This is a genomic window from Melioribacter sp. Ez-97, assembly GCF_051488665.1.
In the GTDB taxonomy this organism is placed as follows: Bacteria; Bacteroidota; Ignavibacteria; order Ignavibacteriales; family Melioribacteraceae; genus Melioribacter.
Window position 1 is genome coordinate 14,081 of record NZ_JBPSEG010000004.1, and the last position, 23,935, is coordinate 38,015.

Annotated in this window: 27 protein-coding genes; 12 read left to right on the forward strand and 15 right to left on the reverse strand. The window is 42.5% G+C overall.

Annotation, left to right across the window (positions count from 1 at the left end; all coding sequences use genetic code 11):
* Positions 1-4: 4 nt before the first annotated feature.
* The 6 genes from ACSSWA_RS06415 to ACSSWA_RS06440 all read right to left on the reverse strand — a co-directional run bounded on the left by ACSSWA_RS06415 (position 5) and on the right by ACSSWA_RS06440 (position 3,433).
* On the reverse strand, positions 5-754 hold the full coding sequence (locus ACSSWA_RS06415; RefSeq protein ID WP_437355732.1) for a LiaF transmembrane domain-containing protein: 750 nt from the start codon (positions 752-754) through the stop codon (positions 5-7).
* A 9-nt stretch (positions 755-763) separates the two neighbouring features.
* Positions 764-1,459: a LiaF transmembrane domain-containing protein gene (locus ACSSWA_RS06420; RefSeq protein WP_437355733.1), complete on the reverse strand. Its 696-nt coding sequence runs from the start codon at positions 1,457-1,459 to the stop codon at positions 764-766.
* 119 nt (positions 1,460-1,578) lie between these two features.
* Positions 1,579-2,046, reverse strand: a complete 468-nt coding sequence (locus ACSSWA_RS06425) for a nucleoside-triphosphatase (protein ID WP_437355734.1) — start codon at positions 2,044-2,046, stop codon at positions 1,579-1,581.
* Positions 2,012-2,698 carry a hypothetical protein gene (locus ACSSWA_RS06430; RefSeq protein WP_437355735.1) on the reverse strand — a complete coding sequence of 229 codons (687 nt, stop codon included), beginning with the start codon at positions 2,696-2,698 and terminating at the stop codon, positions 2,012-2,014. Before ACSSWA_RS06430 ends, ACSSWA_RS06425 begins: the two co-directional genes overlap by 35 nt.
* Before the next feature lie 66 nt (positions 2,699-2,764).
* Positions 2,765-3,106 carry a hypothetical protein gene (locus tag ACSSWA_RS06435; RefSeq protein WP_437355736.1) on the reverse strand — a complete coding sequence of 114 codons (342 nt, stop codon included), beginning with the start codon at positions 3,104-3,106 and terminating at the stop codon, positions 2,765-2,767.
* Positions 3,107-3,433: a carboxymuconolactone decarboxylase family protein gene (locus tag ACSSWA_RS06440; protein WP_437355737.1), complete on the reverse strand. Its 327-nt coding sequence runs from the start codon at positions 3,431-3,433 to the stop codon at positions 3,107-3,109.
* Positions 3,434-3,555: 122 nt separating this feature from the next.
* Here ACSSWA_RS06440 and galE point away from each other — a divergent pair, with 122 nt between their 5' ends.
* The 5 genes from galE (at position 3,556) to ACSSWA_RS06465 (ending at position 7,551) form a co-directional block, all read left to right on the forward strand.
* A complete protein-coding gene (gene galE / locus ACSSWA_RS06445; protein WP_437355738.1) occupies positions 3,556-4,533 on the forward strand; it encodes a UDP-glucose 4-epimerase GalE in 978 nt (325 codons plus the stop codon).
* 3 nt (positions 4,534-4,536) lie between these two features.
* Positions 4,537-5,103: a dTDP-4-dehydrorhamnose 3,5-epimerase gene (gene rfbC / locus ACSSWA_RS06450; protein WP_437355739.1), complete on the forward strand. Its 567-nt coding sequence runs from the start codon at positions 4,537-4,539 to the stop codon at positions 5,101-5,103.
* Positions 5,100-6,428 (forward strand): UDP-glucose dehydrogenase family protein, encoded by a 1,329-nt coding sequence (locus ACSSWA_RS06455; RefSeq protein ID WP_437355740.1) that lies wholly within the window; start codon positions 5,100-5,102, stop codon positions 6,426-6,428. Before rfbC ends, ACSSWA_RS06455 begins: the two co-directional genes overlap by 4 nt.
* A 181-nt stretch (positions 6,429-6,609) precedes the next feature.
* Positions 6,610-6,891, forward strand: a complete 282-nt coding sequence (locus tag ACSSWA_RS06460) for a hypothetical protein (protein WP_437355741.1) — start codon at positions 6,610-6,612, stop codon at positions 6,889-6,891.
* A gap of 9 nt (positions 6,892-6,900) precedes the next feature.
* Positions 6,901-7,551 carry a YdeI/OmpD-associated family protein gene (locus tag ACSSWA_RS06465; RefSeq protein WP_437355742.1) on the forward strand — a complete coding sequence of 217 codons (651 nt, stop codon included), beginning with the start codon at positions 6,901-6,903 and terminating at the stop codon, positions 7,549-7,551.
* A 34-nt stretch (positions 7,552-7,585) separates the two neighbouring features.
* Here the strand turns inward: ACSSWA_RS06465 and ACSSWA_RS06470 are convergent, their stop codons facing one another.
* Positions 7,586-9,286, reverse strand: a complete 1,701-nt coding sequence (locus ACSSWA_RS06470) for a short-chain dehydrogenase (RefSeq protein WP_437355743.1) — start codon at positions 9,284-9,286, stop codon at positions 7,586-7,588.
* A 145-nt stretch (positions 9,287-9,431) separates the two neighbouring features.
* On the opposite strand from ACSSWA_RS06470, the gene ACSSWA_RS06475 reads away from it, so the two are divergent.
* From ACSSWA_RS06475 to rlmB, 4 genes are read left to right on the forward strand one after another with little or no spacing between them, the layout of a single operon-like run.
* Positions 9,432-9,905, forward strand: a complete 474-nt coding sequence (locus ACSSWA_RS06475; protein ID WP_437355744.1) for a PTS sugar transporter subunit IIA — start codon at positions 9,432-9,434, stop codon at positions 9,903-9,905.
* A gap of 17 nt (positions 9,906-9,922) precedes the next feature.
* The gene (gene hisS, locus ACSSWA_RS06480; RefSeq protein ID WP_437355745.1) at positions 9,923-11,185 is read left to right on the forward strand and encodes a histidine--tRNA ligase; all 1,263 of its coding nucleotides are present in this window, start codon (positions 9,923-9,925) and stop codon (positions 11,183-11,185) included.
* Position 11,186: 1 nt separating this feature from the next.
* Positions 11,187-11,699 (forward strand): hypothetical protein, encoded by a 513-nt coding sequence (locus ACSSWA_RS06485; RefSeq protein WP_437355746.1) that lies wholly within the window; start codon positions 11,187-11,189, stop codon positions 11,697-11,699.
* 14 nt (positions 11,700-11,713) lie between these two features.
* Complete coding sequence (gene rlmB / locus ACSSWA_RS06490) at positions 11,714-12,457, forward strand: 23S rRNA (guanosine(2251)-2'-O)-methyltransferase RlmB (RefSeq protein WP_437355747.1); 744 nt, start codon at positions 11,714-11,716, stop codon at positions 12,455-12,457.
* On the opposite strand, the gene bshA is transcribed toward rlmB, so the two are convergent.
* Entirely contained in the window at positions 12,454-13,581 is a 1,128-nt protein-coding gene (gene bshA / locus ACSSWA_RS06495) for an N-acetyl-alpha-D-glucosaminyl L-malate synthase BshA (protein WP_437355748.1), read from the reverse strand. The two genes, rlmB and bshA, sit on opposite strands and share 4 nt — an antisense overlap.
* Positions 13,582-13,666: 85 nt before the next feature.
* On the opposite strand from bshA, the gene ACSSWA_RS06500 reads away from it, so the two are divergent.
* From ACSSWA_RS06500 to ACSSWA_RS06510, 3 genes are all read left to right on the forward strand, one after another.
* Positions 13,667-14,530, forward strand: coding sequence for a carbohydrate kinase family protein (locus ACSSWA_RS06500; RefSeq protein WP_437355749.1), 864 nt, complete (start codon positions 13,667-13,669; stop codon positions 14,528-14,530).
* A complete protein-coding gene (gene rfbD / locus ACSSWA_RS06505) occupies positions 14,527-15,429 on the forward strand; it encodes a dTDP-4-dehydrorhamnose reductase (RefSeq protein WP_437355750.1) in 903 nt (300 codons plus the stop codon). The genes ACSSWA_RS06500 and rfbD overlap by 4 nt, the downstream gene beginning before the upstream one ends.
* 68 nt (positions 15,430-15,497) lie before the next feature.
* Positions 15,498-18,035: a DUF3160 domain-containing protein gene (locus tag ACSSWA_RS06510; protein ID WP_437355751.1), complete on the forward strand. Its 2,538-nt coding sequence runs from the start codon at positions 15,498-15,500 to the stop codon at positions 18,033-18,035.
* Between the two features lie 261 nt (positions 18,036-18,296).
* Here the strand turns inward: ACSSWA_RS06510 and lptB are convergent, their stop codons facing one another.
* From lptB to kdsA, 7 genes are read right to left on the reverse strand one after another with little or no spacing between them, the layout of a single operon-like run.
* Positions 18,297-19,028 carry an LPS export ABC transporter ATP-binding protein gene (gene lptB, locus ACSSWA_RS06515; RefSeq protein ID WP_437355752.1) on the reverse strand — a complete coding sequence of 244 codons (732 nt, stop codon included), beginning with the start codon at positions 19,026-19,028 and terminating at the stop codon, positions 18,297-18,299.
* Position 19,029: 1 nt separating this feature from the next.
* Entirely contained in the window at positions 19,030-20,394 is a 1,365-nt protein-coding gene (locus ACSSWA_RS06520; protein WP_437355753.1) for an OstA-like protein, read from the reverse strand.
* A gap of 3 nt (positions 20,395-20,397) precedes the next feature.
* Positions 20,398-20,931, reverse strand: a complete 534-nt coding sequence (lptC, locus tag ACSSWA_RS06525; RefSeq protein WP_437355754.1) for an LPS export ABC transporter periplasmic protein LptC — start codon at positions 20,929-20,931, stop codon at positions 20,398-20,400.
* Positions 20,928-21,905 (reverse strand): KpsF/GutQ family sugar-phosphate isomerase, encoded by a 978-nt coding sequence (locus ACSSWA_RS06530; protein WP_437355755.1) that lies wholly within the window; start codon positions 21,903-21,905, stop codon positions 20,928-20,930. The genes lptC and ACSSWA_RS06530 overlap by 4 nt, the downstream gene beginning before the upstream one ends.
* 3 nt (positions 21,906-21,908) lie before the next feature.
* On the reverse strand, positions 21,909-22,667 hold the full coding sequence (locus ACSSWA_RS06535; protein ID WP_437355756.1) for a hypothetical protein: 759 nt from the start codon (positions 22,665-22,667) through the stop codon (positions 21,909-21,911).
* A complete protein-coding gene (locus tag ACSSWA_RS06540) occupies positions 22,654-23,130 on the reverse strand; it encodes an HAD hydrolase family protein (protein WP_437355757.1) in 477 nt (158 codons plus the stop codon). Before ACSSWA_RS06540 ends, ACSSWA_RS06535 begins: the two co-directional genes overlap by 14 nt.
* Positions 23,120-23,935, reverse strand: a complete 816-nt coding sequence (gene kdsA, locus ACSSWA_RS06545; RefSeq protein ID WP_437355758.1) for a 3-deoxy-8-phosphooctulonate synthase — start codon at positions 23,933-23,935, stop codon at positions 23,120-23,122. Before kdsA ends, ACSSWA_RS06540 begins: the two co-directional genes overlap by 11 nt.

The following is a 23,935-nucleotide window of genomic DNA, read 5'->3' on the forward strand; positions in this document are numbered from 1 at the left end:
ACCGTCATGAATAATGGACTTCGCAGCCGCCGAAAACGACCGAGCCTTTTAAAATCAACAAACCTTCCTGATTCTCTTCGGCGCCCGGCATAACATAACGCTTATCGTCGAATCCACCGAAGACAGACGTAATATTCGAAATCACTTTCCAATTTTTCGGCACAAAGAGCGTGCACCCACCCATAATGCAGCTGACGTCGAGTGTAACAGCTCCTTCTGCGAGTTTGGAATTGTCGAAATTAAGCTGAAGGCTGCCCATAATAATGTTGATTTTACCGCCGCTGAAATTTTCCGAACGAATCACTTTATTGGCGCTTGTAAGTATGCATTCTTCGTTGATGAAATCCTCGTTTTCGGTATAGACAAAATCTTTCGTCTCCGTTTCCGCATCCTGCGATTCCTCTTCGGCTTCTTCCCTTTTTGAGTGATGGCCGTTTCTTTTCAGTATAATAAAGAGTCCGATAATAATAATGATAACAGGCCAGAAGTCACGGAATCTCAATACAAAGAAAGGATTTACAATTCTGCTTACAATTCCGAAAATACCGATTGCAAGAAAAACAATACCGACCGCGCTGTTTTTCGATTTCGAAAGAACCGCAATGCCGATAATCAGAAAGAGCATATGCCATGAAAAGACAATGTGCCGGAATGAAAAGTCGATCATAAAAACGTTGTCGATTAAAAGCAAAGCTCCGGCGATAATCAGAAGAATGCCCAGCCAGTTCGCGCCTGATCTTTTTGAATTATCCATTTCGTCTCCTTAGTTTTTAATTTCTCCGCCGCCGAAGATAATAATTCCTTTTATGTAAAGAATTTTGTCCTCGTCGAAATCCGAATCGGGAATCTTTCTTCTGGAATCCGAAAAGCCGCCGAAAATAGGAAGCACGTCGACGACGATTTTCCAGCCAGGCGGCGCTATCAAAGTGGCGCCTCCGAAAATGATTGTTATATCGAGTGTGTTGTCGCCTTCGGCAAGTTTGCAATTGGTCAGATTAATTTCGGAACCGCCGAAAATCGATACGATATTGCCGCCCCGGAAATTATTTATGTAGTAATTCTTGCTGCTGCCGCCGAATACTGATACTTCTTCGATTGTTCCTGATTCTTCGCCGGATTTCCCGCCCTCCGGTTCAGGTTTATGACGATAATGTTTTTTTCCGAAATTATATTTGGCTCTTCCGCCCTGCCTGAACAAAATATAAAAACCCAGAAGGATAAGCAGCAGAGGCCACAATTCAGGAGCTATATTGAACAATCCGATGCCGATAAAAATCAGCCCGGCGGTTTTGCTACGCGTAAGGAAAAAGATCAATATTCCGAACAGGATAAACAGATATTCCCACGAATAGACGAATTCCGGCAGCGTCAGAATTTCGTAATTGTCGAGCAGGAATAAAATTCCGAGCGCCACCAGAACAAATCCCGTCAGAATTCTCGTTGTCATATGACTTTGCATTTTTACTCCGTTAATACATTCCGACTGCAAATTAATAAATTGAGATTGAGCTGAAACGGCAAATCGGCGAATTGCGGATTTTTATCGGTAAATCGATCTGTTTTTTGGACGCCGCGGCATCAAATAATTTCGTACGGCTCGCGAATAATTTCCGGATCGACAATCTTAAATTTATCCGCAACTTTATCAAGCAAATTTTCCCTCACGACCAATATCAATTGCGCCGCGCCCGAGAATTCCAGCGCATAATTTAAAGCATCGGCGAGTCCTTCTCCTTCCAATTCAAGTTTACCGATTTCATCGAATACGATAGCGCCGTAATTTTGCTTTACGGCTTCGATTAAATTGTCGTTCGCCCGGCGAAAGGCATTCCGGCTGAAACGAAATTTCCCTACGGAAAGCTCGTCTTCTTTCCCTGCGGGTTCCAGCGAGTAAACCGTTCTGCTTTGAATGTGATAAAGGAATCGCTTCTCATTAATAACCGGTTGAAAAATTCCGTCGACGCCGGAACGCGCCGCAGCCCATTTGAAAAGCGCGGTAGTTTTGCCGGTATTAATAAGCCCGGAAATAATTTTTATATTGGACATTCTCGTCGTTCATTGTAAGAAGCAAAAAGAAGGAAAGCGAAAAGAAAAAGATCAATCGTTCGATTCCGAGGTACCTTTTGGAGACCGACCAGCTGTTGTTGAGAATTGCGCGGAAACTCGGGAACAGATCTGTTATGCTGTTGATTTCCGAAGCGTGCTCGAATTTTTCCTTTTCGATAAACCTTTTGAATTTTCCGATTACAATCGGCGATATTATGCTGAACCAGATGAAAGAGATAGTCAACGAACGGAGCAGCATAAAGACAACGCCCCAGAAACGATTATAATTATTAAGATAGTAAGAGAACACCAGCAGGAAAAGGCAAAATACGATAAACAATATACCCGACGGTCGCTGCCACCACCTTTTGACTTTTTTCTCCTTAACCAGAAAATTATCCGACGTTATCAGATGGAAAATGTAATAGGCTTTATAGTCGTCGTAAGATCGCCTTACCCATTTGGGAATATTTGCGGCTTTCAGTCCTACCACGATACCGGCAATCAAATGCGCCCCCACGTAGAGAGTAATAATCATCATGCTGAAACTGAATCCCGAACTGGTATCGAATTTATAGAACTGAAGAACGATATAATCGGCAAATTCATTGAGCGATTCCCAGAACGTAAAACCGAAGAGAAGCGTTAGCATGAAGAGACGCTGAAAAGCCGAATACAAAAGCGTAATAACGCCGAGTAAAAACGTCGCCGTTCTGTGCTACTTGATATAAGTATACAAATAATAACCGAGGAAAGCCTGCACGGCAATTGCAAAATAGGAATTCAGCGGGCTGTACGGACTAACGACGGCTTTTACCAATGCGGCAAGCAGAGCCGATTTCAAAATTATCTTTTTGTCTTCGGAATAATAAGCCAGAAGAGAGATGAATATTACCGCCGCCACGCTGAGGAATAGTCCCGTCAACGGAATTTTGAGTATGTGTAAAATACCGCCGAACGCCGCTTCGCTGAACGCCCAGAGCGCGGTTATTCTTTTCAGATCGATTTTAACTTCGTCCGGCTTCGGAGAATTAAATAAATCTTCGGTAATAAATCTCAATTATTTCTTTCCCTTTTTTTTGTCGAGAATATCGTCGATCCAGCTCATTACGGCCATCGAAGCGGGAAATCCGATTGTCGGAATAGCCAGAAGCGCCACCTGTCTAATTTCCTCGTTTTTGATTTTTGCTTTGACGGCTTTTCGCACCTGAGCGTGAACCGCTCCTTCCATCATTGCGCCTGCTGAAAGCGCCAGTTTAATCAATATCCTCGTCTTCTCGTCGAGCGGACCCGCTTCGTGGACCGCGCCTCCCAGTTTTTCGTACGCTACTGCCACCTGGGGATATTCTTTTAAGAATCGTTCAAATCTCTTGGGTAATTTTCCCATCTCCCGCCCTGATTGTTTTTCTTTTTATAAAGCTCAATGAGCTTTGACGAAATTATTATAGAGTTGAAAATATAATTTTGTATTTTTACAAACAACAAAAATTTTTTCAGGGTGAAATAAAAGTGAAAGTATTGGTCACAGGCGGAGCCGGATATATCGGTTCTCACTTCGTCAAATATCTTGTAAAAAATAATTTTTCGCCGGTCGTGCTCGACAGTCTCGTAAGAGGCCACCGCGAGGCGGTTGTCGATTCGGTCCCGTTAGAAAATGCGGATTTGCTCGACTACGACTCGCTCGAAAAAGTAATCAACAAACACAAGCCCGAAGCTATTGTACATTTTGCCGCATTCGCTTATGTGGGAGAATCGGTCGAAAATCCCGAACTCTACTATACGAATAATGTGTTGGGAAGTTTTAATCTGATAAAAGCCGCCGTTAAACACAATATTAAAAAGTTTGTCTTTTCTTCCACCTGCTCGATTTACGGCAACCCGCTTAACGTGCCTATTTCGGAATCGGAACCCGCAAAACCGATTAATCCGTACGCAAACACCAAACTCGTAATCGAAATGATGTTGAAGGACTTCGAATACAAGTACGGTTTGAAACACGTTTGTTTGAGATATTTCAACGCTGCGGGAGCCGACCCCGAAGGAGAAATCGGGGAAAGCCATTCTCCCGAGACGCATTTAATTCCGATTGTGCTCGAAGCGGCGCTGGGCAAACGCGAAAAAGTTTTTGTTTTCGGAAACGATTACGACACTCACGACAGAACGTGTATCAGAGATTATATTCACGTGATGGACCTTGCCGACGCGCATCTGAAAGCCCTCCTTTATCTGGATAAAGAAAATTCGACGTCGGAAATTATCAATCTCGGCACAGGCTCGGGTAATTCCGTTCTGGAAATAATAAAGAGAGCCGAAGAAATTACAGGCAAAAAAATAAATTACGAAATTACCGGTCGACGCCCCGGCGACCCAGCCGTTTTAGTAGCCGACAACAAAAAAGCGCGGAAACTTCTCGACTGGAAACCGGAATTAAAAATCGAAGAGATTCTTTCGACCGCATGGAAATGGCATTCTAATCCCAGATACTGATTAATGATTTTCGAAAAAGTACATATCGACGGACTTTTAATAGTAAAACCCGACGTTTACGAAGACCCACGCGGTTTCTTTTTTGAATTGTTCAACAAATTCAAATATGAAGAGGCGGGCATTAAATTCGACTTCGTCCAGGATAATATATCGAAATCGGTAAAAAACACGATCCGCGGACTCCATTATCAGGTCGGTGAATTTGCTCAGGGCAAGCTCTGCACGGTTTTAAAAGGCAGGGTACTCGATGTGGCTGTCGACATTCGTTACGGATCGCCGACGTACGGCAAATATTTCTCCTACGAACTCGACGACGTTAAAAAAGAACAGCTCTGGATTCCGCCCGGATTTGCTCACGGTTTTTCCGTTTTGTCGGACGAAGCAGTATTCATGTATAAATGTACTGCGCGTTACAGCAGAGAACACGAACGCGCAATTTTGTTTAACGACGCGGATTTAAATATCGATTGGCGAATTAACAATCCGGTTGTATCGGAGAAGGATTTGAAAGCCAAACAATTCAAAGACATAGAACACGATTTCATATTCAAACGGGAGGGCAATCAATGAAATTAGCCGTAATCGGTACCGGATATGTAGGTTTGGTAAGCGGAACCTGTTTTGCAGAAATGGGCAATACGGTCATCTGTGTGGACAACAATCCGGATAAACTCGAAAAACTGAACAAACGGATTGTTCCGATTTACGAACCGGGACTCGAAATTTTATTCCAGAGAAATATCGACAAAAAGAGGCTTTCGTTTACGTCCGATTTACGCCGCGCGGTTGAAGAATCGGAAATAATCTTTTTGTGTCTGCCCACGCCGCAGGGCGAGGACGGTTCGGCGGATTTGAAGTATGTATTCGGCGTCGCCGAAGAAATCGGCAAAATACTGCAAAGTTTACCGAATAACGAATTCAAAATAATCGTCAACAAGAGCACCGTTCCTGTCGGAACTTCCACGGCAGTCCGACAAATAATAGAAAAATACAATATCGAAAATTTCGAAGTGGTTTCGAATCCCGAATTTTTGAGGGAAGGATTTGCCGTCGACGATTTTATGAAACCCGACAGAATAGTCATCGGAGCGAGGAATCCGAAAGCGTTTGAAAAGATGAGAATTCTCTACGAGCCGTTTGTGCGCCAGGGCAATCCGATTTTCGAAATGGATCCCGAAAGCGCCGAAGTGACGAAATACGCTTCGAATTCGTATCTGGCAATGAGAATTACGTTCATGAACGAGCTGGCAAATTTTTGCGAAAAAGCCGGGGCAAATGTGGAAATGGTTCGCAAAGCGATGGGCTCCGACAGCAGGATCGGAAAACGGTTTCTATTCCCGGGAATCGGCTACGGCGGCTCCTGCTTTCCCAAAGACGTAAACGCATTGATTAAAACGTCGGAAGAATTCGGCTCGCCGATGAAAATTCTCAAAGTCGTCGACGAGGTAAACAAAAACCAGAAAGAACTTCTGGTCAAAAAAGTTAAAGAGCATTTCAACGGAAATATCGAAGGTAAAAAGTTTGCGGTGTGGGGACTCTCCTTCAAGCCGAATACAGACGATATGCGCGAAGCTCCTTCGATAGTAATAATTAATCAGTTACTCGACTCGAATGCAAAAGTGGTAGCTTACGATCCGGCGGCAATGGAAAACGCTCGTTTCTATTTAGGCGACAAACCCGCATACGCTCAGGACCAATACTCCGCCCTGCCGGACGCAGACGCTCTCCTGATTTTGACCGAATGGAACGAATTCAGAAATCCCGATTTCGACAAAATAAAAGAACTATTGAAAAACCGATTGATTTTCGACGGCAGAAATATCTTCGACCCCGCAAAAATGAAAGAGCTCGGATTTACCTACTACAGCATCGGGCGCAAACCCGTCAAAAATTAAATTTCATCGTTCATTTTCCCAATGCCCGTCGTTCCGGCGGGCATTTTATTTAGAGAGTTAAAACGATAATGCGTATCAAAACGGGACATTATATCTTTAAAACGTTCCGTTTTTTTATTAATTACCCCTAAAATCGAGGCACGATTTGTGCGATAATAAAGAAAAGAAATATTTAAACTCCATGAAATTAAACGAAATCATTTTTCATATTCTTACTATCTCATTTGCGCTGGCGCTAATTATAATTCTTTTTTCTTATACCATTACCAAAATCCGAAAGAAGAATCAACCGCCTGTAAATCGAATCAGCCGGACGCCTCCCATTATCACTCCGAAGACGCATATTATTCTACCGCGTAAAATCAAAGTGGTAAAGCAATACGATTTTAAGAAAGAGATGGAAAGTCATCAGATAAAAACGCGCCGTTATAAAATTATAAACGAGGAAATCCATAAAAGATAATTCAGATAGATGACGGGAAAGAAAAACAATCCGTATTACAGAAAACTCCGCCTTAAGGATAATCAAAAATTATTATTGATAAATCCGCCGGAAGAATTCGCGCGACTGATGTCTTCCTTCAATCCCGGCACAAAAGCGCGCAAAGGGATTCTTTACGATATAATTTTTCTTTTTTCGGAAACAAAGGATATCTTAAAGAAAGAACTGCCGGCAGCAATAAAAAAATTGAGCAATCAAGGAATATTGTGGGCTGGTTTTCCCAAAAAATCTTCCGGAATTTCGACCGACCTTAATCGCGATTCATGTTATGAAATCCTGCAGGAAACGGGAATGCAAATATTGACTTTAATTTCCGTAGACGTAAACTGGTCGGCTTTCGGGCTACGGGCGGGCGCAAAGCCTCAAAAGAAGGAAAACGGAAACCGGAAATCGGAATACATCGACGCCGAAAAGCGATCGGTTATTATTCCCGACGATTTAAAGAAGGTTTTTAAGACGAATAAAAAAGCTTACGATTTTTTCGAAACGCTCTCGTTTACGAACAGAAAAGAATATGTTCTCTGGATTACCGGCGCGAAGAAAATCGAGACCAGGGAAAAACGGATTAAATTAACAATCGAATATTTGATCGAAGGTAAAAAAAATCCGCACGAAAAATAAAGCCGCCGCCCATGACGAGGCGGCGGCTTATTCATCAGGCTTTCATTCGTTCGCCTTTTTCTTCCTTACTAAAAATCCATCCTACAACTTTCCCGATGTCGATTTTACCGAAGTCGTTCCAGTATTTTTTGTTTCTCACGTGCATCGAACTCGTGTCGTCTTCGGGTATCGAATTCGCTTCGGCTATTATTGTATTAATCCTGTCGATCCAGGTTTCCATATTTTTCTCTCTTAAGTCCACCCAGCCGTCATGCGCCCACATATCGATATTTTCCGGAGTTATGTTCAATTCGTTTTCCCCTCTGAACGGCGGTATTTTCATTGTATTTCCCCGCAGAAGCGACTTGCCGTCGGGCAGCAGTATCGGAATGCCGATTGAAATTATTTCGTTTCTCAGTTTGTCGTTTTCTTTAATAAACTCAAATACTTTCTTCGACAGTCGAGCCGGCGAATACTCCGGTATTTTTTTCATTTCGCCCGCTACGTGTCGCAGTAGATTTATTTCGTGCAAAAGTTTCGAAAGGCGCGGCGGACCGAGCAATTCAAACGCAACGCTCTCTTTATTATGGATGTTTTCGAGTTCTTCCAGTTTCTCCACCGCCGAATGTTGCAAGAAGCCGGCTCTGTAAGTCGGCTCGAGCGTCGCATTGTCGAGCGCGTTAATAATATCGTGACCGGTATTGCCGCCTTTAATTTCGTAAATCAGGTCGTCGGCAATTTCTTCGGGAGTAACATATTCCATTTGTCCCTGAGTCGTAATTGCTTCGAACTCGCCTCTCGAAAAAGTGCCGTTCTCGCCGGTATCGATATAAACTGACTTCAACGACTCTCCCGTCGACTTGAATTTTATGTCCGGTTTCAAATTCAGTTTCCCTTCCAATCGAACCGCGTCGTTGAGACCGACTTCCTGAATTTCGATCGGCTTGCCGGCTTTTCTGATTTCGCCGAACTCTATTTTCTTCCATGCAATTGCTGCGGTCGGTTTAATTTCTTTTGTAATGGGACCTTGAGGAGTTCTGCCCATCAAAAAGAGGAGTAAAGTATGAGCGCCGGCGACGGCGGATTTACTCAAAAGAACTCGCGAGGGTTTTTCTTCGCTGTGCGTGTAAGGAATGTTCAATCCCATTCCTCCTGTTCCGCTTGTGCCTATCTTAAAATAAATTTTCGTGCCCGCTCTGCTCATTGCGTTGTATAGAATTTGAACGTGTCGGATAATTTGAGGCACGTATTCTGTGCAAAAGAGTTTTTCCATTTCGCTTTTAAGAATTTCGGCGTCGGAGCCTTCGTTTATCAATCTTTTAATCCGGTAATAAGTCGAATAAACGTCCTGGTAAGCGATTGCCGTTGCCGAATTAACGCAGTCGATAACTATATCGGGTTTGAATTCCATAATTAGTTTATAAGCCGCCGAAGACTCCAATATCTCATCGCTCAATTCTTCCATAATATCGCGCATCATTATTCCTCGCGATTCGGGATTCTCGAGCAGCTCCATACGATTCTTGTCTTTGAATTCATGTCTTACGAAAATATTGCCCCACCACGGAATAAAATAATCTTCCGGCAAACCCGGAAATTCTTTTTTTAATTTTTCAACCTGTCCGAGGGCTTCCTCCTTTTTAAGCGAAGTGACGATAATTCTTTTCGGCTTTTCGCCCACTAGTTTACGGGTTACCGCGTTGCCGACCAGACCCCATGCCCCCAGAACCAGAACCGTTTTGTTTTGAATATCCATTACAACTCCGTTTTTTATTTTTAATGAAAAATTAAGGTTAGTTTTATCCGATTTCAAGAAAATTAGTAGTAAAAGGAGCGGGTTCGTTGATAAAGGGATAAGGGTTTCTTAAATTTGTACCAGTAAAAACTCAATTGGATATTAGATGAAAGTCTCGGAAATATTACAGCCAGACAAAATCATACCCTCTTTAAAAGGCAGATCAAAGACAGAAGTAATCAATGAGCTTGTAGATTTATTTAAAGACGACGAACGCGTCAAAGACCTTGAAGGAGTTCGGGAAGCGGTTCACGAACGGGAAAAAATAATGTCGACCGGCGTCGGAAAAGGTTTTGCAATTCCGCACGCAAAGTCAAACGGCGTCAACGATATAATTGCTGCATTCGGCAAACTCGACGAGCCGATCGATTTCCAGGCTCTCGACGGTCAGCCCGTTAACCTGGTCTTTTTATTGGTCGGCAAAGAAAATCTCGTAGGTCCGCACATCAAACTCCTCAGCAGAATTTCAAGGATGATGAACAACGAGGAATTCAGAGAAAATCTTGCAAAGGCTCGTACTGCCGAAGAAATTTACAATCTCTTTGTCGAAGAAGAAAAACAATATTTCGAGATTAACTAACGCCGGATTTCTCCTTAATGATTAAAGCAATTACAGGCACAAAAGATATCCTTCCGGGCGATATACCCAAATGGCGGTACATCGAAAATCTCGTTCGCGCAATTTTCGAAGAATTTAACTACAGCGAAATCAGAACGCCCATATTCGAAGAAACCCGGCTTTTTGCGCGCGGTATCGGCGAAGAGACGGATATTGTAAGCAAAGAAATGTATACATTCGAAGACCGCGGCGGCGTGAGCTTAACTCTCAAACCCGAAATGACGGCGGCGGTCGTAAGAGCGTTGATAGAACATTCGCTTCATAAAAAATCTCCACTCAACAAACTCTTTTATATCTCCCCCATGTTCAGGCAGGAAAGACCTCAAGCGGGAAGACTGCGCCAGTTCCATCAATTCGGCGCCGAAGCCATCGGCGGCAACGACCCTTATCTCGACGCCGAAATGATTTTGATTGCTTACGAAATTTTAAATGAAATCGGTCTGAAAAATTTAAAAGTGGTAATCAATACTCTCGGAATTCCTTCCGAAAGAGAATCGTATAAAAACGATTTGAAGAATTATCTTAAAAGTCATTACGACCGTCTTTCAAACGAAAGCAAGAGAAGATACGAAACGAATATCCTGAGAATCTTCGACAGCAAAGAGGAACAGGATATCGAAATAATGAAAAGCGCGCCTCTTTTAATCGATTCTTTAGGCAGAGAAAGCATAGAACATTTCGACAAAGTTAAAAATGCGCTCGAAAAACTCGGCGTTAAATACGAAATCGAGCCGAAACTCGTAAGAGGCTTGGATTATTATACGCACACAACATTCGAGATCGTAAGCGGCAGCGTCGGCTCGCAAAGCGCATTGTGCGGAGGAGGCCGTTATAACGGACTTGTGGCTCAACTCGGAGGCGACGATTTACCCGGCGTGGGATTCGCAGCAGGAATAGAACGGATATTGCTCGCCTGCGAAAACGAAAACATCCTCAATATTCCCGAAGACAAAATCGACGTATACGTGGCTCTGCTCGACAAAAACCTCGACGAGGATTCTTTCATTTTCACTACGCTTCTCAGAAAAAAAGGATTGAAAGCGGAACGCGATTATTTGTCGAGAAGCTTAAAGGCGCAAATGCGCGAGGCAAATAAATTGAACGCTTCTTACGTGATCTTTTTCGGCGGCGAGGAATACAAAGACAAAAAAGCCGTATTGAAAAATATGGAGTCGGGCGAACAAACCGGCATTCCGATTGAAGATATCGATTCAGTCGTTGAAAAAATAAAGCGAGGTTGAGATGCCTCTGAGAAAAGTGGAAGATCCGCCCAAGATTCCCAAAACCCGCAAAAAGAAAGCCGAATCAGTACTTAAAGCTGTCCCCGCTCCCAAACCCGACAAAGTAGAATATTTTTGCAAACTCTTCTTCAAATACGATAAAACGGAGAAGAAACAATATCTTATAATTCGCCTCGAAACGGCGGCTTATTTTACAAGTTTTAAATACGAAATAACCTACGACCTGCTCGAAAAAGAAAACGACATCTATATAATAATTACCGGACTCAAGGCGAGAATGGACCTTGTGCCGGAAGTTGGCCCGGCTACATGCGAATTAAAAAAGGATATTCTCGAAGGCAAAATCAAAATTAATCTGGCAAAACAAGACGGCGCAATCAACGGCGCCGAATACCTGCTTGATTTTAAAAACAGAAAAATCGAATTGGTCGAAGAATTCATGCCCCCCAAAAAGAACAACCGCGTCTTTTCCAAATTCGAAGTGGATAAAGATAATTTTAGTTTTGCCGATTAATAAGGAATCATAACGTGGAAATAATTTACGGCAGAAAACCTGTACTCGAAGCGATTAACGCCGGTGAAGAGATCGAAGTAATTTACGTTGCATACGGACAGCGCGGAGAAGCAATCAACCGGATATTTACAGCCGCTAAGAAGAACAATCTGAAAATAACTCAGCTCTCGTCGAAAAAATTCAAGCACTTTGCGGGCAATCTAAACGCTCAGGGCGTTATAGCTATTAAAAGCCTCTATAAATTTATCGACTACCGCGAGTTGATCGACGGCTCCTTTAAAAGCAAAGAGCCGCTTATACTAATCCTCGACACGTTACAGGACACGCATAATCTCGGAGCCGTATTGAGAACGGCTGAGTGCGCGGGAGTAGACGGAGTGATTATAACTTCGAATAACAGCGCTCCGGTTAACGAGACTGTAGCAAAAATTTCAGCCGGGGCATTGTCGCATTTGAAAATTTCGAGAGCAGCAAATCTTATTCAGCCGATCAAATATCTGAAAGAAAAAGGATTCTGGATTGTAGGCGCTCATTTAACGGACAAGTCGGTAAATTACGACTCGGTTGATTATTCGGGTCCGATTGCTTTGATTATGGGAAACGAAGAAAAAGGGATACGCCGGCTCGTCGCAGAGGAATGCGATTTTCTCGTTCAAATTCCGATGAAAGGAAAAATCGATTCCTTAAACGTGTCGGTTGCAACGGGCGTAATCCTTTTTGAAATTAACCGCCAGCGCTCGACCAAACAGCCGGATTAACTGTTCAATACCTTTTCGTAATATTCAATATATTTCGGCACAATCAATTCTTTATCGAAATGTTGTACCGCTCTGTTTCTCGAATTTGTTGAAAATGTTTTATACTTTTTTTCGTTGGTGAGCAAATCGAGGACATATTTAGCCATTCTTTCTACGTCTCCAATTTCCGCAATATATCCGGTTTCGTTATGCAAGATTAATTCCGGCAAGCCGCCTACAGACGAACTAACGACGGGCAGACCGCAAGCCATTGCTTCCAGAGCTGATAGTCCGAAACTTTCGGATTGAGAAGGCATCAAGAAGATGTCCGCAGCGTTTAGAATTTCGGGCAGGGCGTCCTGCTTGCCCAGGAAAATCACTTCTTTCTGAAGATTCAACTCCCTTGCCAGGCGTTCGCATTCCGAGCGTTCAGGACCGTCGCCTACGAGCAGCAATCTCGTCGGAATCTGCTTGTTTACTATATCGAGTATCCGGATTGTGTCGGTCACTCTTTTAACGGCTCTGAAATTGGAAGTGTGAACCAATACTTTTTCGCCGTTGGGCGCAATATGTTTTCTGAATTCGCTGCCGTCCATCGGACGATATTTATTGATATCGATGAAATTATAGATAACCTCGATATCTTTTTCGATATTAAAATTAGTCAGAGTTTTTTCTTTTAGAAAGCGTGAAACCGCCGTTACTCCGTCGCTCTCTTCGATGCTGAATTTAACCAGAGGCATGAATGACGGCTCCAATCCCATCAAAGTAATATCCGTGCCGTGCAGCGTTGTGATGAATTTAATATCCCCATTCGATTTTTTTCTTATCTGTTTTGCGAGGTAAGCGCTTACCGCATGAGGGATGGCGTAATGAACGTGCATTAAATCGAGATTTTCATACTCGATTACTTCGAGCATTTTACTCGTAAGCGAAATGCCGTAAAGCGAATGCTCGAACAACGGATAATTTGCCATTTCCACTTCGTGATAAAAAACATTTTCCACGAATCGATTCAAGCGATGCGGTATAGCATAACTAATAAAATGAACCTGATGACCTCTTGCAGCCAGAGCCAATCCCAATTCCGTGGCAACTACTCCGCTGCCCCCGTACGTAGGATAGCATGTTATTCCGATTTTCATAATTTTTCTTCTAATTTTTTGTAACTTTTCATCATTCAACAAATTCATGAATTAAACTGTTCACAATATATTAATTTTTAACGATATGAATATTGCATTGATCGGACATTCGATAATCGATTACGTTTCCCTTAAGGGAAAAGAATTCGTTAGACCGGGCGGAATCTACTATTCGGCGCTCGGTATGCTTTCTCAAATAAAACAAGGGGATAATATTTTTTTAATAACCGGAGTAGATAAAAATCAATTTTCGCTTTTTAATTCCCTATACGGCAAATTGCGCACGGACTATGTTTACAATTTATCCGATATGCCTTCGGTTCTGTTGATAACAGATAAAGAAGGAGAACGGGAGGAAATCTATAAAAATCTATCCGGGAAATTAAGCCTTCCCGAGATCGACTGGAACGACTTCGACGGTATTTTGATTAATATGATCACCGGTTTTGATATCGACTACAATCAACTTGCGGATATAAAAAGAAATTTTAACGGACCCGTTTATTTCGACGTTCATACACTGGCGCGGGGAGTCGACAGCAGGAACAGGCGTTCCTTCAGATCCATCCCCGAAATCGACAAATGGCTGGCAAACATCGATATTTTGCAGTGCAACGAAAGCGAACTGAAAACCGTTTACGATTACAGCGACCGGAAGGAAGCCGCCGAGGAAATAATGAAACACGGGGTTAAAATTGTTCTTATTACAAGAGGAAATTCCGGCTCCCAGCTTTTTTATATATCCGGCGACAGGACGGAAACGATTGAACTTAAAGCCGAAGACGTGGAAGAAGTAAACAAAATCGGGTGCGGCGACGTCTTTGGGTCGGTCTTCTTTTATTCATATCTTTCGACCCGGGATTTGAATTATTCTCTGAAAAAAGCCAATTATTTTGCGGGTTTAACCGCGGCGGGAAAAATCGAAAATATTATTAAAGCGAAATTATGATTAAAACGAGAATATTGGTCATAGGATCGAACGGGATGCTCGGACGACGTCTTGCGAAATATTACGCTTCCAAACAGGATAAATACGAACTGTTGTGCGCTTCGATCGAAAAGACTTCGGCAATAAAATCAGTTCCTTATAAATCCGTCGATATCACCGACAAGAACAGCGTAAAGAATATTACGCTCGATTTCTTCCCCGACTTTGTAATTAACGCAGCCGCATATACGAACGTGGACAAAGCCGAAACCGAACGGGAACAGGCATGGAAATTAAACGTAACCGGAGTGGAAAATCTGGCTTTTTATTCGTGGACTATCGACGCTCATCTTATACATATTTCTACGGATTATATTTTCGACGGCAAGAACGGTCCTTATACCGAAACCGATCGTCCGTCGCCTATCAGTTATTACGGCAGGACAAAGCTTGCCGCCGAAAATTCTATCCGCGCAAACGGAGTAAGATATACCATACTCAGAACAAACGTGCTCTATGGTCCCGCGAAAGAAGGCAAACCCGACTTTGTCAAATGGGTTATAAATTCTTTGAAAGAAAACAAAGCAATTAACATTGTAACGGATCAATACAACAATCCGACTTTTACAGACGACCTTGTGGACGCAATCGCCAGAACAATCGAGTTCAGAAAGGAAGGAATTTATAACATCGGCGGCAAGGAAATCCTTTCGCGTTACGAATTTACGCAGAGAATAGCGGACTATTTCAAACTCGACAAAAAGTTGATACGACCCGTACTTACGAAGGACTTAAAACAGCCGGCGCCCAGACCTCTGAAATCGGGATTGATTATTCTCAAAGCTTCGACGGAATTAGGATATCAACCGCGTTCTATCGAAGAAACTTTTGCAATCATTAAATCGGAATTGGATTTATAGCGCAGCCATTTTCTCTTTAAATTTTATACTTTCTTTCATAGATTTACTTTCAAATTAAGGGGGCTATTATGAAAGTAAAAGTTTCGTTTTTAATTTTATTTTTGATTCCGTTTCTTTTATCGGCTCAAAATTTCAGTTTGCAGAGTTACAAGGAATTTTTGAACTCAAATCTTAATATGCCGCCGGACAAACTCTACTCTCTTTTTGACGCCGGTAAATTCAAGGGATCGATCGGCGACAACATCGACGAGGCGAAATATTTCGATTCGATAAAAATCAAGTACGAACTTACCGAAGACGAAATCGAGCTGCTCAGAAAAAACGGTTTTGTAGTTACGGAAAGAATCAGCGGCGCCGACTTTCTGCATCTTTATCTCGACCTTTATAAAAACGACATACCCGCGATTGTAACTACGGACGCTATCTTAAATGCGTTTCACCTTTCGTACGACGTCATCCTGAAACAAGTGGAGATAGAATCGATAATTCCCAAACTCAAAGTTTTGTTAAAAGGGATGCACGGGGCTTTGCCCCAATTGAAATCGAAGTACGGCTCTTTTCCTGAACTCGTTCCGATGTTAAAAGACGCGGAAGTTTATACTGCTACGGCTCTAAAATTATTGGGAGAAAATTACGAACTTATTTATCAGGACAATAAAAAAACTCTGGATGAATTATCCGGACTGATAGATAATCTTAGCGCCGCCGGTTATCCGCTCTTTTCTTCCCAAGAAAGAAAAATCGATTTTTCGCAATTTAAGGTGCGGGGTCATTACGAAGATACATACTATCCCGAACTGGCTTCCTACTTTAAGACGATGATCTGGCTCGGCAGAACCGAGCTCTATCTTATTCCTCCGGAAGAGGCGGCAGACACTGTTGCAAAAGAAAACGTACAAAGACAGATTATCGACGCCTTTTTAATATCCGAATTGATTGAGACTGCGGGAGTTTATGACGAATACGCGTCGATTGATAATTTATTGAAAGCGTTTGTAGGCGAGCAGGATAACGTTACGCTTGAAGAATTAAGGGAAGTATTTAACGAAGCTCGAATTCTGTCGGCTGTCGATTTAATCGATACGAACAAAGTAAATGAATTTCAGAATATTCTTTCTACCAAGCCTTACGCCGATCAAAAAATACTTTCTCAAATATTGATGAGCGATCCGATGTCGCCCGATCAGATAAAGCCGGCTTCAGCTTTCCTGCTTTGCGGGCAGAGATTTGTAATCGATTCGTACATAACAAACAACGTTACCTTCGACAGGATTCTTTACAACAACGAAAAGATCCGCAGGATGCTCCCTTCGCTGCTCGACGTTATGTTCGCGCTCGGAAATTCGGCGGCTGCCCAGTTGTTAAAAGAAGAACTGGAACGGTATCATTACTCCGCCAACATAGCTTCCCTGAGATATTTGATCGATTCGTACACGGACGAATTCTGGAACAGTTCGATTTATAATTCATGGCTTAACTCGATACGAAGTTTGAATCCGCCGGAAGACAGGTCGGGTTTTCCGGAATTTATGCAAACCACAGCATGGTGGCAGCAAAAATTAAACACTCAGCTTTCGGCATGGACGGAACTCCGCCACGACAATCTGCTCTATGCAAAACAATCGTATTCCGGCGGTGTTGTATGTTCGTTCCCGCAAGGCTACGTCGAACCGTTCCCTCAATTCTATGCAAGAATGAAAACGCTTGCGGAAAATACTTATGCCAAATTCGAAAGTATAGCCGGCGAAAATGAATCTCTGAAAAATTATTTTACGTTTTTCGGCAGCGTGATGGATACACTGAAAACTATAGCCGAGAAAGAATTGAATTCGTCGCCTTTAAATGAGAATGAGATCAGATTCCTCAAAAATCTGCTGTACGAAAATATGGTGGGCTGCGCTCCGGTATTTAACGGCTGGTATTATCACTTGATTTACAAAAGTCCGTACGGCAGCCGCGAAGAAGCTCCCGATTTAATTGCCGCCGATTATCACACAAGTCCGACAGACGAATTGGGTAATATGGTAGGCTGGGTAAAACATGCCGGCACCGGAAAAAGGAATCTGTTGATTGTCGCAGCCGAGCATCCGAACGAAGGATTAACTGTTTTTGCAGGACCTGTCAACTCATATTACGAATACGTTACCAACGGTTTTTATCGAATAAGCGATTCGGAATGGCGGGAAGAATATCTGAACAAAGCGCAAAGACCGGAATGGGCAAACGTTTATCTTGCCGACTCAAACGGAAGAAAAATGCCGTCGGGCGCGCAACTGATTACAAGCGTTGAAAGATACGAAAACGAAAACGGTATAATCCCGACAGAGATTTACGCCCGGAATTTCCCGAATCCGTTCAACATAAGCACAATAATAAACTTTTCCGTTCCTGCATCGTTAACGGGTTCTTACGTGAAACTGAACATCTACAATATTAACGGAGAGCTTATTAAGACGCTCGTGGACGAAGAACTTCAGGCGGGGAATTACTCGACGCAATGGAACGGCACGAACCAAAACGGAAGAACCGTTTCAAGCGGAATTTATTTCTACGAAGTCCGCGTCGGAAATTTAAGCAAAGTCGGGAAAATGAATTTATTGAAATAACATATCGTTTAGAACAACGTTTTATGATTCATATCATAGAATAGTAAAATAATATTTATTAATTTTACGGTTAGAACTATAAAATTATGAAATATGGAATTCCAAAACTGGTCTATCGACAAAGGGGATTATAAAAGAGATAAAACAGCCACGTGGAGTTATCAGAAGAAACTTATCAGAAGACGGCGAATAAAAAAAATATTACTGTTAATTCTTTATATAACAATCCTCACATTTGCGACATACATAGTAGTAGAAGGTTTATGAGTAGCGGTCGAGTCTGAATTTTTCGCCGAGATAAAGTTTGCGCACTTCTTCGTCCTCGGCGAGATCGTGAGCCGTGCCTTCCTTAAATATTTTTCCGTTAATTAAAATATAGGCGCGGTCTACAATACTCAACGTTTCATGAACATTATGGTCGGTTATTAAAATACCGATTCCTTTGTGTTTGAGGTTGGCGACTATATTCATGATATCTTCTACGGCAATCGGATCTACGCCGGCGAAAGGTTCGTCGAGCAATATAAATTTCGGATTAGTAGCCAATGCCCTTGCAATTTCGGTTCTTCTTCTTTCGCCCCCGCTAAGCTGAAATCCCAAACTTTTCCGTACGTGTTTGATTCCGAGTTCGTCCAGCAAGGATTCGAGTCTCTCTTCCCTTTCGGATTTGCCAATATCGATCATTTGAAGAATCGCCATAATATTGTCTTCGACGCTCAATCTTCTGAAAACCGAAGCTTCCTGCGGCAGATAGCCGATTCCCATTTTAGCTCTTTTGTACATCGGCTCTTCGGTAATTTCATTGTTGTCGATAAATACTCTTCCGCCGTTTGGTTTAATCATTCCGACAACCATATAGAAAGTAGTTGTTTTACCCGCGCCGTTCGGTCCCAAAAGCCCTACCACTTCTCCCTGCTCCACGGATATCGAAACCCCGTTTACGACGGTTCTTTTTTTATAAATTTTTTTCAGGTTTTCGCCGCTTAATTTCATTTTATTTTCCAAGTGTTCGGTTTCTTATAAACTCGTCTTTAACCGGCCGGTTTTTAATAAGAATAAAATCGGGCAAAGTAAAATCGAGTTCTTTTTCTGAGACAAGATTTTCCGGATAATATTCGCTTGCCGGTTTTCCGAAAAGTTTCACTTTGTCGACTTTATTGTTCTCGAAATAAATCTCCGCATTTTGCGCGCTCGATTTTATCAATCCGTTCGGTTTATCTTCTTCGTAAAGGTAATAAATACTGAGCATTTTTCCAGTTACTACCGTTTTAATCAGTTTGCCGTCATCAAAAAACATTTCGAATTCCGCGCCCGAAATCTGGTCGTACCGATTAGGGTAGTCGGGATTCCAGGTAACTATAAGGGCGTTTAAAGTTGTTTCGGCGTCCGATTTGATTATCATTCGTTCAAGTTTATTATCATTAGTAATAATATCGATAGTGTCGCCGAGTATTTGAGTTTCCTCGTTCCATATAACAGGCGGCATTCGATCGTTCGGCAATTTGTATGTGTGAATTCTGTTTTCATTCCTGTAAAAAATCGAATAATTATTGACCGATGCAAATTCTCCCTTGAGCATTCTTACCGAGTCGGCGCAAACCAGGCGGTTTGTGGAATCCGAAAAGGATTTCATAATTCCCGCTTTCACAAACAAAGTGTCGGTCTCGCCTGAGTCGAGCGTGTCGATTTTCATCAGGAATGCGTTCCCAGTTACTTTCGAATAATCTTTTTTGTTTTCAAGATAATCGCCTTTGATCAGCGTCCCGTTTTTCAAATCGTTGACGCTTACGTTATTATAAGCGAACGCAGCATTCTCTTCTCTGTAATTAATCAAACTGTCAGCCGAGATTATAAACGCAGTGTCCGTTGCCGTAACGCCGCCTGCGGCGACAGCTTTATCGCTGTCGTCGTAATAATAGAAACGATCGGCTTTTAATGTAGAGACCGAGTCGCGTATAACCACATTGCCGTAAAAAAAAGCTCTTTTCTCGTCGTAGTAATAATAGCCGTTATCGGCTGTCAATCTGATATGCCCGTCTGTGTAATCGATTCCGTTATTCGAAAAACTTACTCGCGTGTCGTCGTAATAAAATCCACGGGACGTTTTAATTACAATACTGTCCTGGACGGCAACTACATTTCCGATTAACTCCGCTCTGTTTTTTGTAATATATTGAATTGCGGTATCGCATCTAATAACAACGTCGTCCTGATACATCACTACGTTGCCGCGCACTTCGCGTATAGTTTCGCCGTCGATTCTTTTGCCGATCAGACTGTCGCCTTCTACGCGCAGCATTTTGCCCTGTCCGAAGCCCGCAACGGCTGTTAATAATATTATAAAGAATATTTTCTTCACAGATTATTCCCGGTTATTCAGAGTTGCCGAATATGTAATCTTGAAAATCACGTAATTAGTCATCTGCTGGTCGGACAGGAAACCGTAACCTTCAATAATCTCGTCTTTCGATTTAATAGACACAAACTTATCGGTAAGAATTTTCCTGTCGGAATTTCTCCACATCAGTTCGCTCGTTTTAAGCGTCGTTCCGCTGTCGTTAACAGCGAACACACTGTCGTAAGCGAACATATCCATGGTTCTGTCGTCTACTTTGCCTCTGAGAGAAGTAAGCGTGGTTGTTTTTTTATTATTGTCATAAAAATCGATTTTTACGCCGTCGAGAAGCGTAACTCTCTTTTCGTCAAATTTTCGCAGATGGTCGGCGTATAAAATTGCTTTCAAAACCCCGTCGTTGCTGAATATAATTTTAGAATTCCAGCTTTCGTGAGCCGGAATTTCACCTTCGGCGGGAGCGTCGGCGACAACCGGTTTTACGTTGTCGCCGGTACATGCCGAAATTATTACTACCGGTATTATCAGGAACAAAAATCTCATCTTCGCTGTAGTCCGAGTTTTACGAGATCGTGCAGGTGAACAATTCCGACGGGAATTTTGTAATCGTCAATTACAATTAACGAAGTAATATTATATTTTTCCATTTCCTGCAGCGCAAACGAAGCCAGCAGATCGGGTTTTATGGTTTTGGGATTAACCGTCATAACGTCCGAAGCTTTAAGGTCTTTCAGGTCGAGCGTTTTTTCCAGAAGGCGCCTCAAATCGCCGTCGGTAATTATTCCCGTTAATAATCCGTTCCGGTCGACCACGCACGTAGTGCCGAGACGTTTCGAAGTAATTTCGTAAATCGTGTCCTTGAGAGGAGTATCTTCATTAACCACAGGAACGTCTTTGCCTTTAATCATAATTTCTTCGATACGTAACGAGAGGCGTTTGCCGAGGCTGCCCGCGGGATGGAGCAGAGCAAAATCCTCGGGAGTAAAACCCCTCATTTCCAGAAGCGCGATTGCGAGAGCGTCACCCATAGCCAACGCCGCAGTAGTAGAGGCGGTCGGAACCAGGTCGTGAGGGCACGCTTCCTGTTCTACGGAAACATTCAAACAAACGTCGCATTCCCTTCCCAGCTTCGATTCTTTAGCGCCTATCATTCCGATTATCTTAACGTCGATTCTCTTGAACATCGGTACAAGATTCAACAGTTCATCGGTATTGCCGCTTTTGGAAATCATAATTACAACGTCGTCTTTTCTAACCATTCCGAGGTCGCCGTGAAGCGCGTCGGTGGGATGCATAAATATTGCCGCAGTGCCGGTCGAATTCATGGTCGCCACTATCTTTCTGGCAATCAGCCCCGATTTTCCCATTCCCGTAAACACTACTCTACCTTTCGAAGAAAGAATAATCTTAACCGCCTTTACAAATGAACCGTCGATGCTTTTTTCCAATCCGAGAACGGCATTTCCTTCTATCTTAATTACTTCTTTGCCTTTGGCTATAATTTGCTCTTCAGACACTTATTACCTCTTTTTTGTTTTCAATAAAGAAAATAAGCCGAACAAACTTTTTCTTTCCGGTTTTTCTTTCAGCTCAAGCTGTAAATCGAGCCTTCTAATATATTTATTGTAGAAGTATAAAGCTCTTATAAAATCCGCGTCTTCAAATTTATCTAAGTTAGCGAACAGATAATTCGGATTACTTACTATCTCGGGATATTGTATTTTTCTGGATCGCATTAATTCATTGAAAAAATTGGAAAGCGGGATTAAATAATTTATGCCCGTTTCGTATTCATAAAGCCAGATTCTTTTGAGGACGGGAGCTACGGCGAGCGTATATTTGTTTTTTACCGCTTCAATTTCTCTCACATCGGAATTATCGAAAGGAGCTTTCATGCCCGGCTCCCATGCTGCGTATGTTTCGACGCTCAATAATTTTCCGGGAGAGCCTTCGCTCATGTCTTTGGCAATCTCTACTTCGAAAACATCGTCTTCATAAGAAGAGATTGTAATATAGACTTCCGCGTTATCATATTTTATTCTGCCCGTTGAAATCGGAGTGGTCGAATAAGTATCCGGGTTATTTCCGTCATATCCTGCGGGCGCGAGTATTAATTTATATGAACCCTGAACCGGATCGCCGGACAATGTTTGTCTTTTTAAAACGATAGAATTCTCGATCTTATTCCGTATTGAATTATATCCGGGTTTGTCTTCGGGCAGAATGGCATAAATCCATTGTTTTTCGAGCGCGTCGATATTTTTCTCAGAGTTCGTCATTGCCGTCGAGATAATCCAAAATCTCCTTAAAAATTTCCCCGGCGTTTCCGCCGTTTAAAATAAAGTCGACAACTCTTTTGACTTCCCTGCGGGCTGTGCGCGGAGCCGCCGAAAGTCCGCATAAGCTCAACAGCGGTATATCGAGTATATCGTCGCCTACATAAAAAGCGCTTTCGCAATCGAGATTCATTTTTTTCAAAAGCAGTTTTGCGGCTGAAACTTTATCGATGCTTCCGAATGCAACGTAACAGTTTTCGATTTCATTCAATTTTTCAACAAGCTCGTCTTTTTGTCTGGCGGTAATTACAGCCAAAAACAGATTTCTTTTTTTGAATTCCTTTGAGTACTTTGAAACCGTTTCGATTAATTTACCGGAATCTTCGTCGTTATGAATAAGCACGCCGTCGAGGTCGAATACAAACAGTTTAATGTTGCTCAGTTTTTCCTTAATATTAATATTCACTTTTCACAATCTCGTCAATTTTCTTAATCAGCGTCAGAAGTTCTTCGAGTTTATTCAGCGGCAATTGACTGCCCGCGTCGCTCAATGCTTTAGAAGGCTCGGGATGAACTTCAAGAAAGAGACCGTCGACGCCGACTGCAGCGGCGGCTCTGGCAAGAGTATTAATGAATCTCGGTTGACCTCCGCTGATTCCTCCCATACTCGGAATTTGAACCGAGTGCGTGGCGTCCATAATCACGGGATAGCCGGTTTCCTTCATAATTTCCAGACCTCTCATATCGACAACAAGATTATGGTAACCGAAAGTGGTTCCCCTTTCAGTCAATAAAATTTTTTTGTTGCCGGTCGATTCGATTTTCTCGACAACAAATTTCATATCCTCCGGCGCCAGGAATTGTCCTTTTTTAACGTTGACCGCTTTTCCCGTATTGCCGGCGGCTATCAATAATTCGGTTTGTCTGCAGAGGAAAGCGGGAATCTGAAGCACGTCGGCAACTTCTGCCGCTTTTTGAATTTCACTTTCCGTGTGAACGTCGGTTAAAACCGGCAATTCGAAATCTTCTTTCACTTCCTTGAGTATTGCAAACGCTTCATCTATCGGAAGACCGGTGAACGAATTCAGGCTTGTGCGGTTTGCCTTTTTATAACTCGATTTGAAAATGTAGGGAATGCCTAATCCCCCAGTAATCTTTTTAATTTCTTCCGCCGTGCGTAATGTAATGTCTCTGTTTTCAATGACGCAGGGTCCGGCAATGAGAACAAATCCTTTGCCTTCTCCGATTTCAATGTTATCAATTTTTACCAT

Excerpts from the sequence above, each read along its gene's own strand:
- ACSSWA_RS06535 (WP_437355756.1), bottom strand. The coding sequence starts at position 22,667 with ATGACGAACTCTGAGAAAAATATCGACGCGCTCGAAAAACAATGGATT.
- lptC (WP_437355754.1), bottom strand. The coding sequence starts at position 20,931 with ATGAGATTTTTGTTCCTGATAATACCGGTAGTAATAATTTCGGCATGT.
- ACSSWA_RS06475 (WP_437355744.1), top strand. The coding sequence starts at position 9,432 with ATGAAAGTCTCGGAAATATTACAGCCAGACAAAATCATACCCTCTTTA.
- ACSSWA_RS06455 (WP_437355740.1), top strand. The coding sequence starts at position 5,100 with ATGAAATTAGCCGTAATCGGTACCGGATATGTAGGTTTGGTAAGCGGA.
- lptB (WP_437355752.1), bottom strand. The coding sequence starts at position 19,028 with ATGAAATTAAGCGGCGAAAACCTGAAAAAAATTTATAAAAAAAGAACC.
- ACSSWA_RS06460 (WP_437355741.1), top strand. The coding sequence starts at position 6,610 with ATGAAATTAAACGAAATCATTTTTCATATTCTTACTATCTCATTTGCG.
- hisS (WP_437355745.1), top strand. The coding sequence starts at position 9,923 with ATGATTAAAGCAATTACAGGCACAAAAGATATCCTTCCGGGCGATATA.
- ACSSWA_RS06430 (WP_437355735.1), bottom strand. The coding sequence starts at position 2,698 with ATGCTAACGCTTCTCTTCGGTTTTACGTTCTGGGAATCGCTCAATGAA.
- ACSSWA_RS06485 (WP_437355746.1), top strand. The coding sequence starts at position 11,187 with ATGCCTCTGAGAAAAGTGGAAGATCCGCCCAAGATTCCCAAAACCCGC.
- ACSSWA_RS06470 (WP_437355743.1), bottom strand. The coding sequence starts at position 9,286 with ATGGATATTCAAAACAAAACGGTTCTGGTTCTGGGGGCATGGGGTCTG.
- bshA (WP_437355748.1), bottom strand. The coding sequence starts at position 13,581 with ATGAAAATCGGAATAACATGCTATCCTACGTACGGGGGCAGCGGAGTA.
- ACSSWA_RS06440 (WP_437355737.1), bottom strand. The coding sequence starts at position 3,433 with ATGGGAAAATTACCCAAGAGATTTGAACGATTCTTAAAAGAATATCCC.
- ACSSWA_RS06420 (WP_437355733.1), bottom strand. The coding sequence starts at position 1,459 with ATGCAAAGTCATATGACAACGAGAATTCTGACGGGATTTGTTCTGGTG.
- ACSSWA_RS06500 (WP_437355749.1), top strand. The coding sequence starts at position 13,667 with ATGAATATTGCATTGATCGGACATTCGATAATCGATTACGTTTCCCTT.
- kdsA (WP_437355758.1), bottom strand. The coding sequence starts at position 23,935 with ATGGTAAAAATTGATAACATTGAAATCGGAGAAGGCAAAGGATTTGTT.
- ACSSWA_RS06465 (WP_437355742.1), top strand. The coding sequence starts at position 6,901 with ATGACGGGAAAGAAAAACAATCCGTATTACAGAAAACTCCGCCTTAAG.
- ACSSWA_RS06510 (WP_437355751.1), top strand. The coding sequence starts at position 15,498 with ATGAAAGTAAAAGTTTCGTTTTTAATTTTATTTTTGATTCCGTTTCTT.
- ACSSWA_RS06425 (WP_437355734.1), bottom strand. The coding sequence starts at position 2,046 with ATGTCCAATATAAAAATTATTTCCGGGCTTATTAATACCGGCAAAACT.
- rfbD (WP_437355750.1), top strand. The coding sequence starts at position 14,527 with ATGATTAAAACGAGAATATTGGTCATAGGATCGAACGGGATGCTCGGA.
- ACSSWA_RS06415 (WP_437355732.1), bottom strand. The coding sequence starts at position 754 with ATGGATAATTCAAAAAGATCAGGCGCGAACTGGCTGGGCATTCTTCTG.
- rfbC (WP_437355739.1), top strand. The coding sequence starts at position 4,537 with ATGATTTTCGAAAAAGTACATATCGACGGACTTTTAATAGTAAAACCC.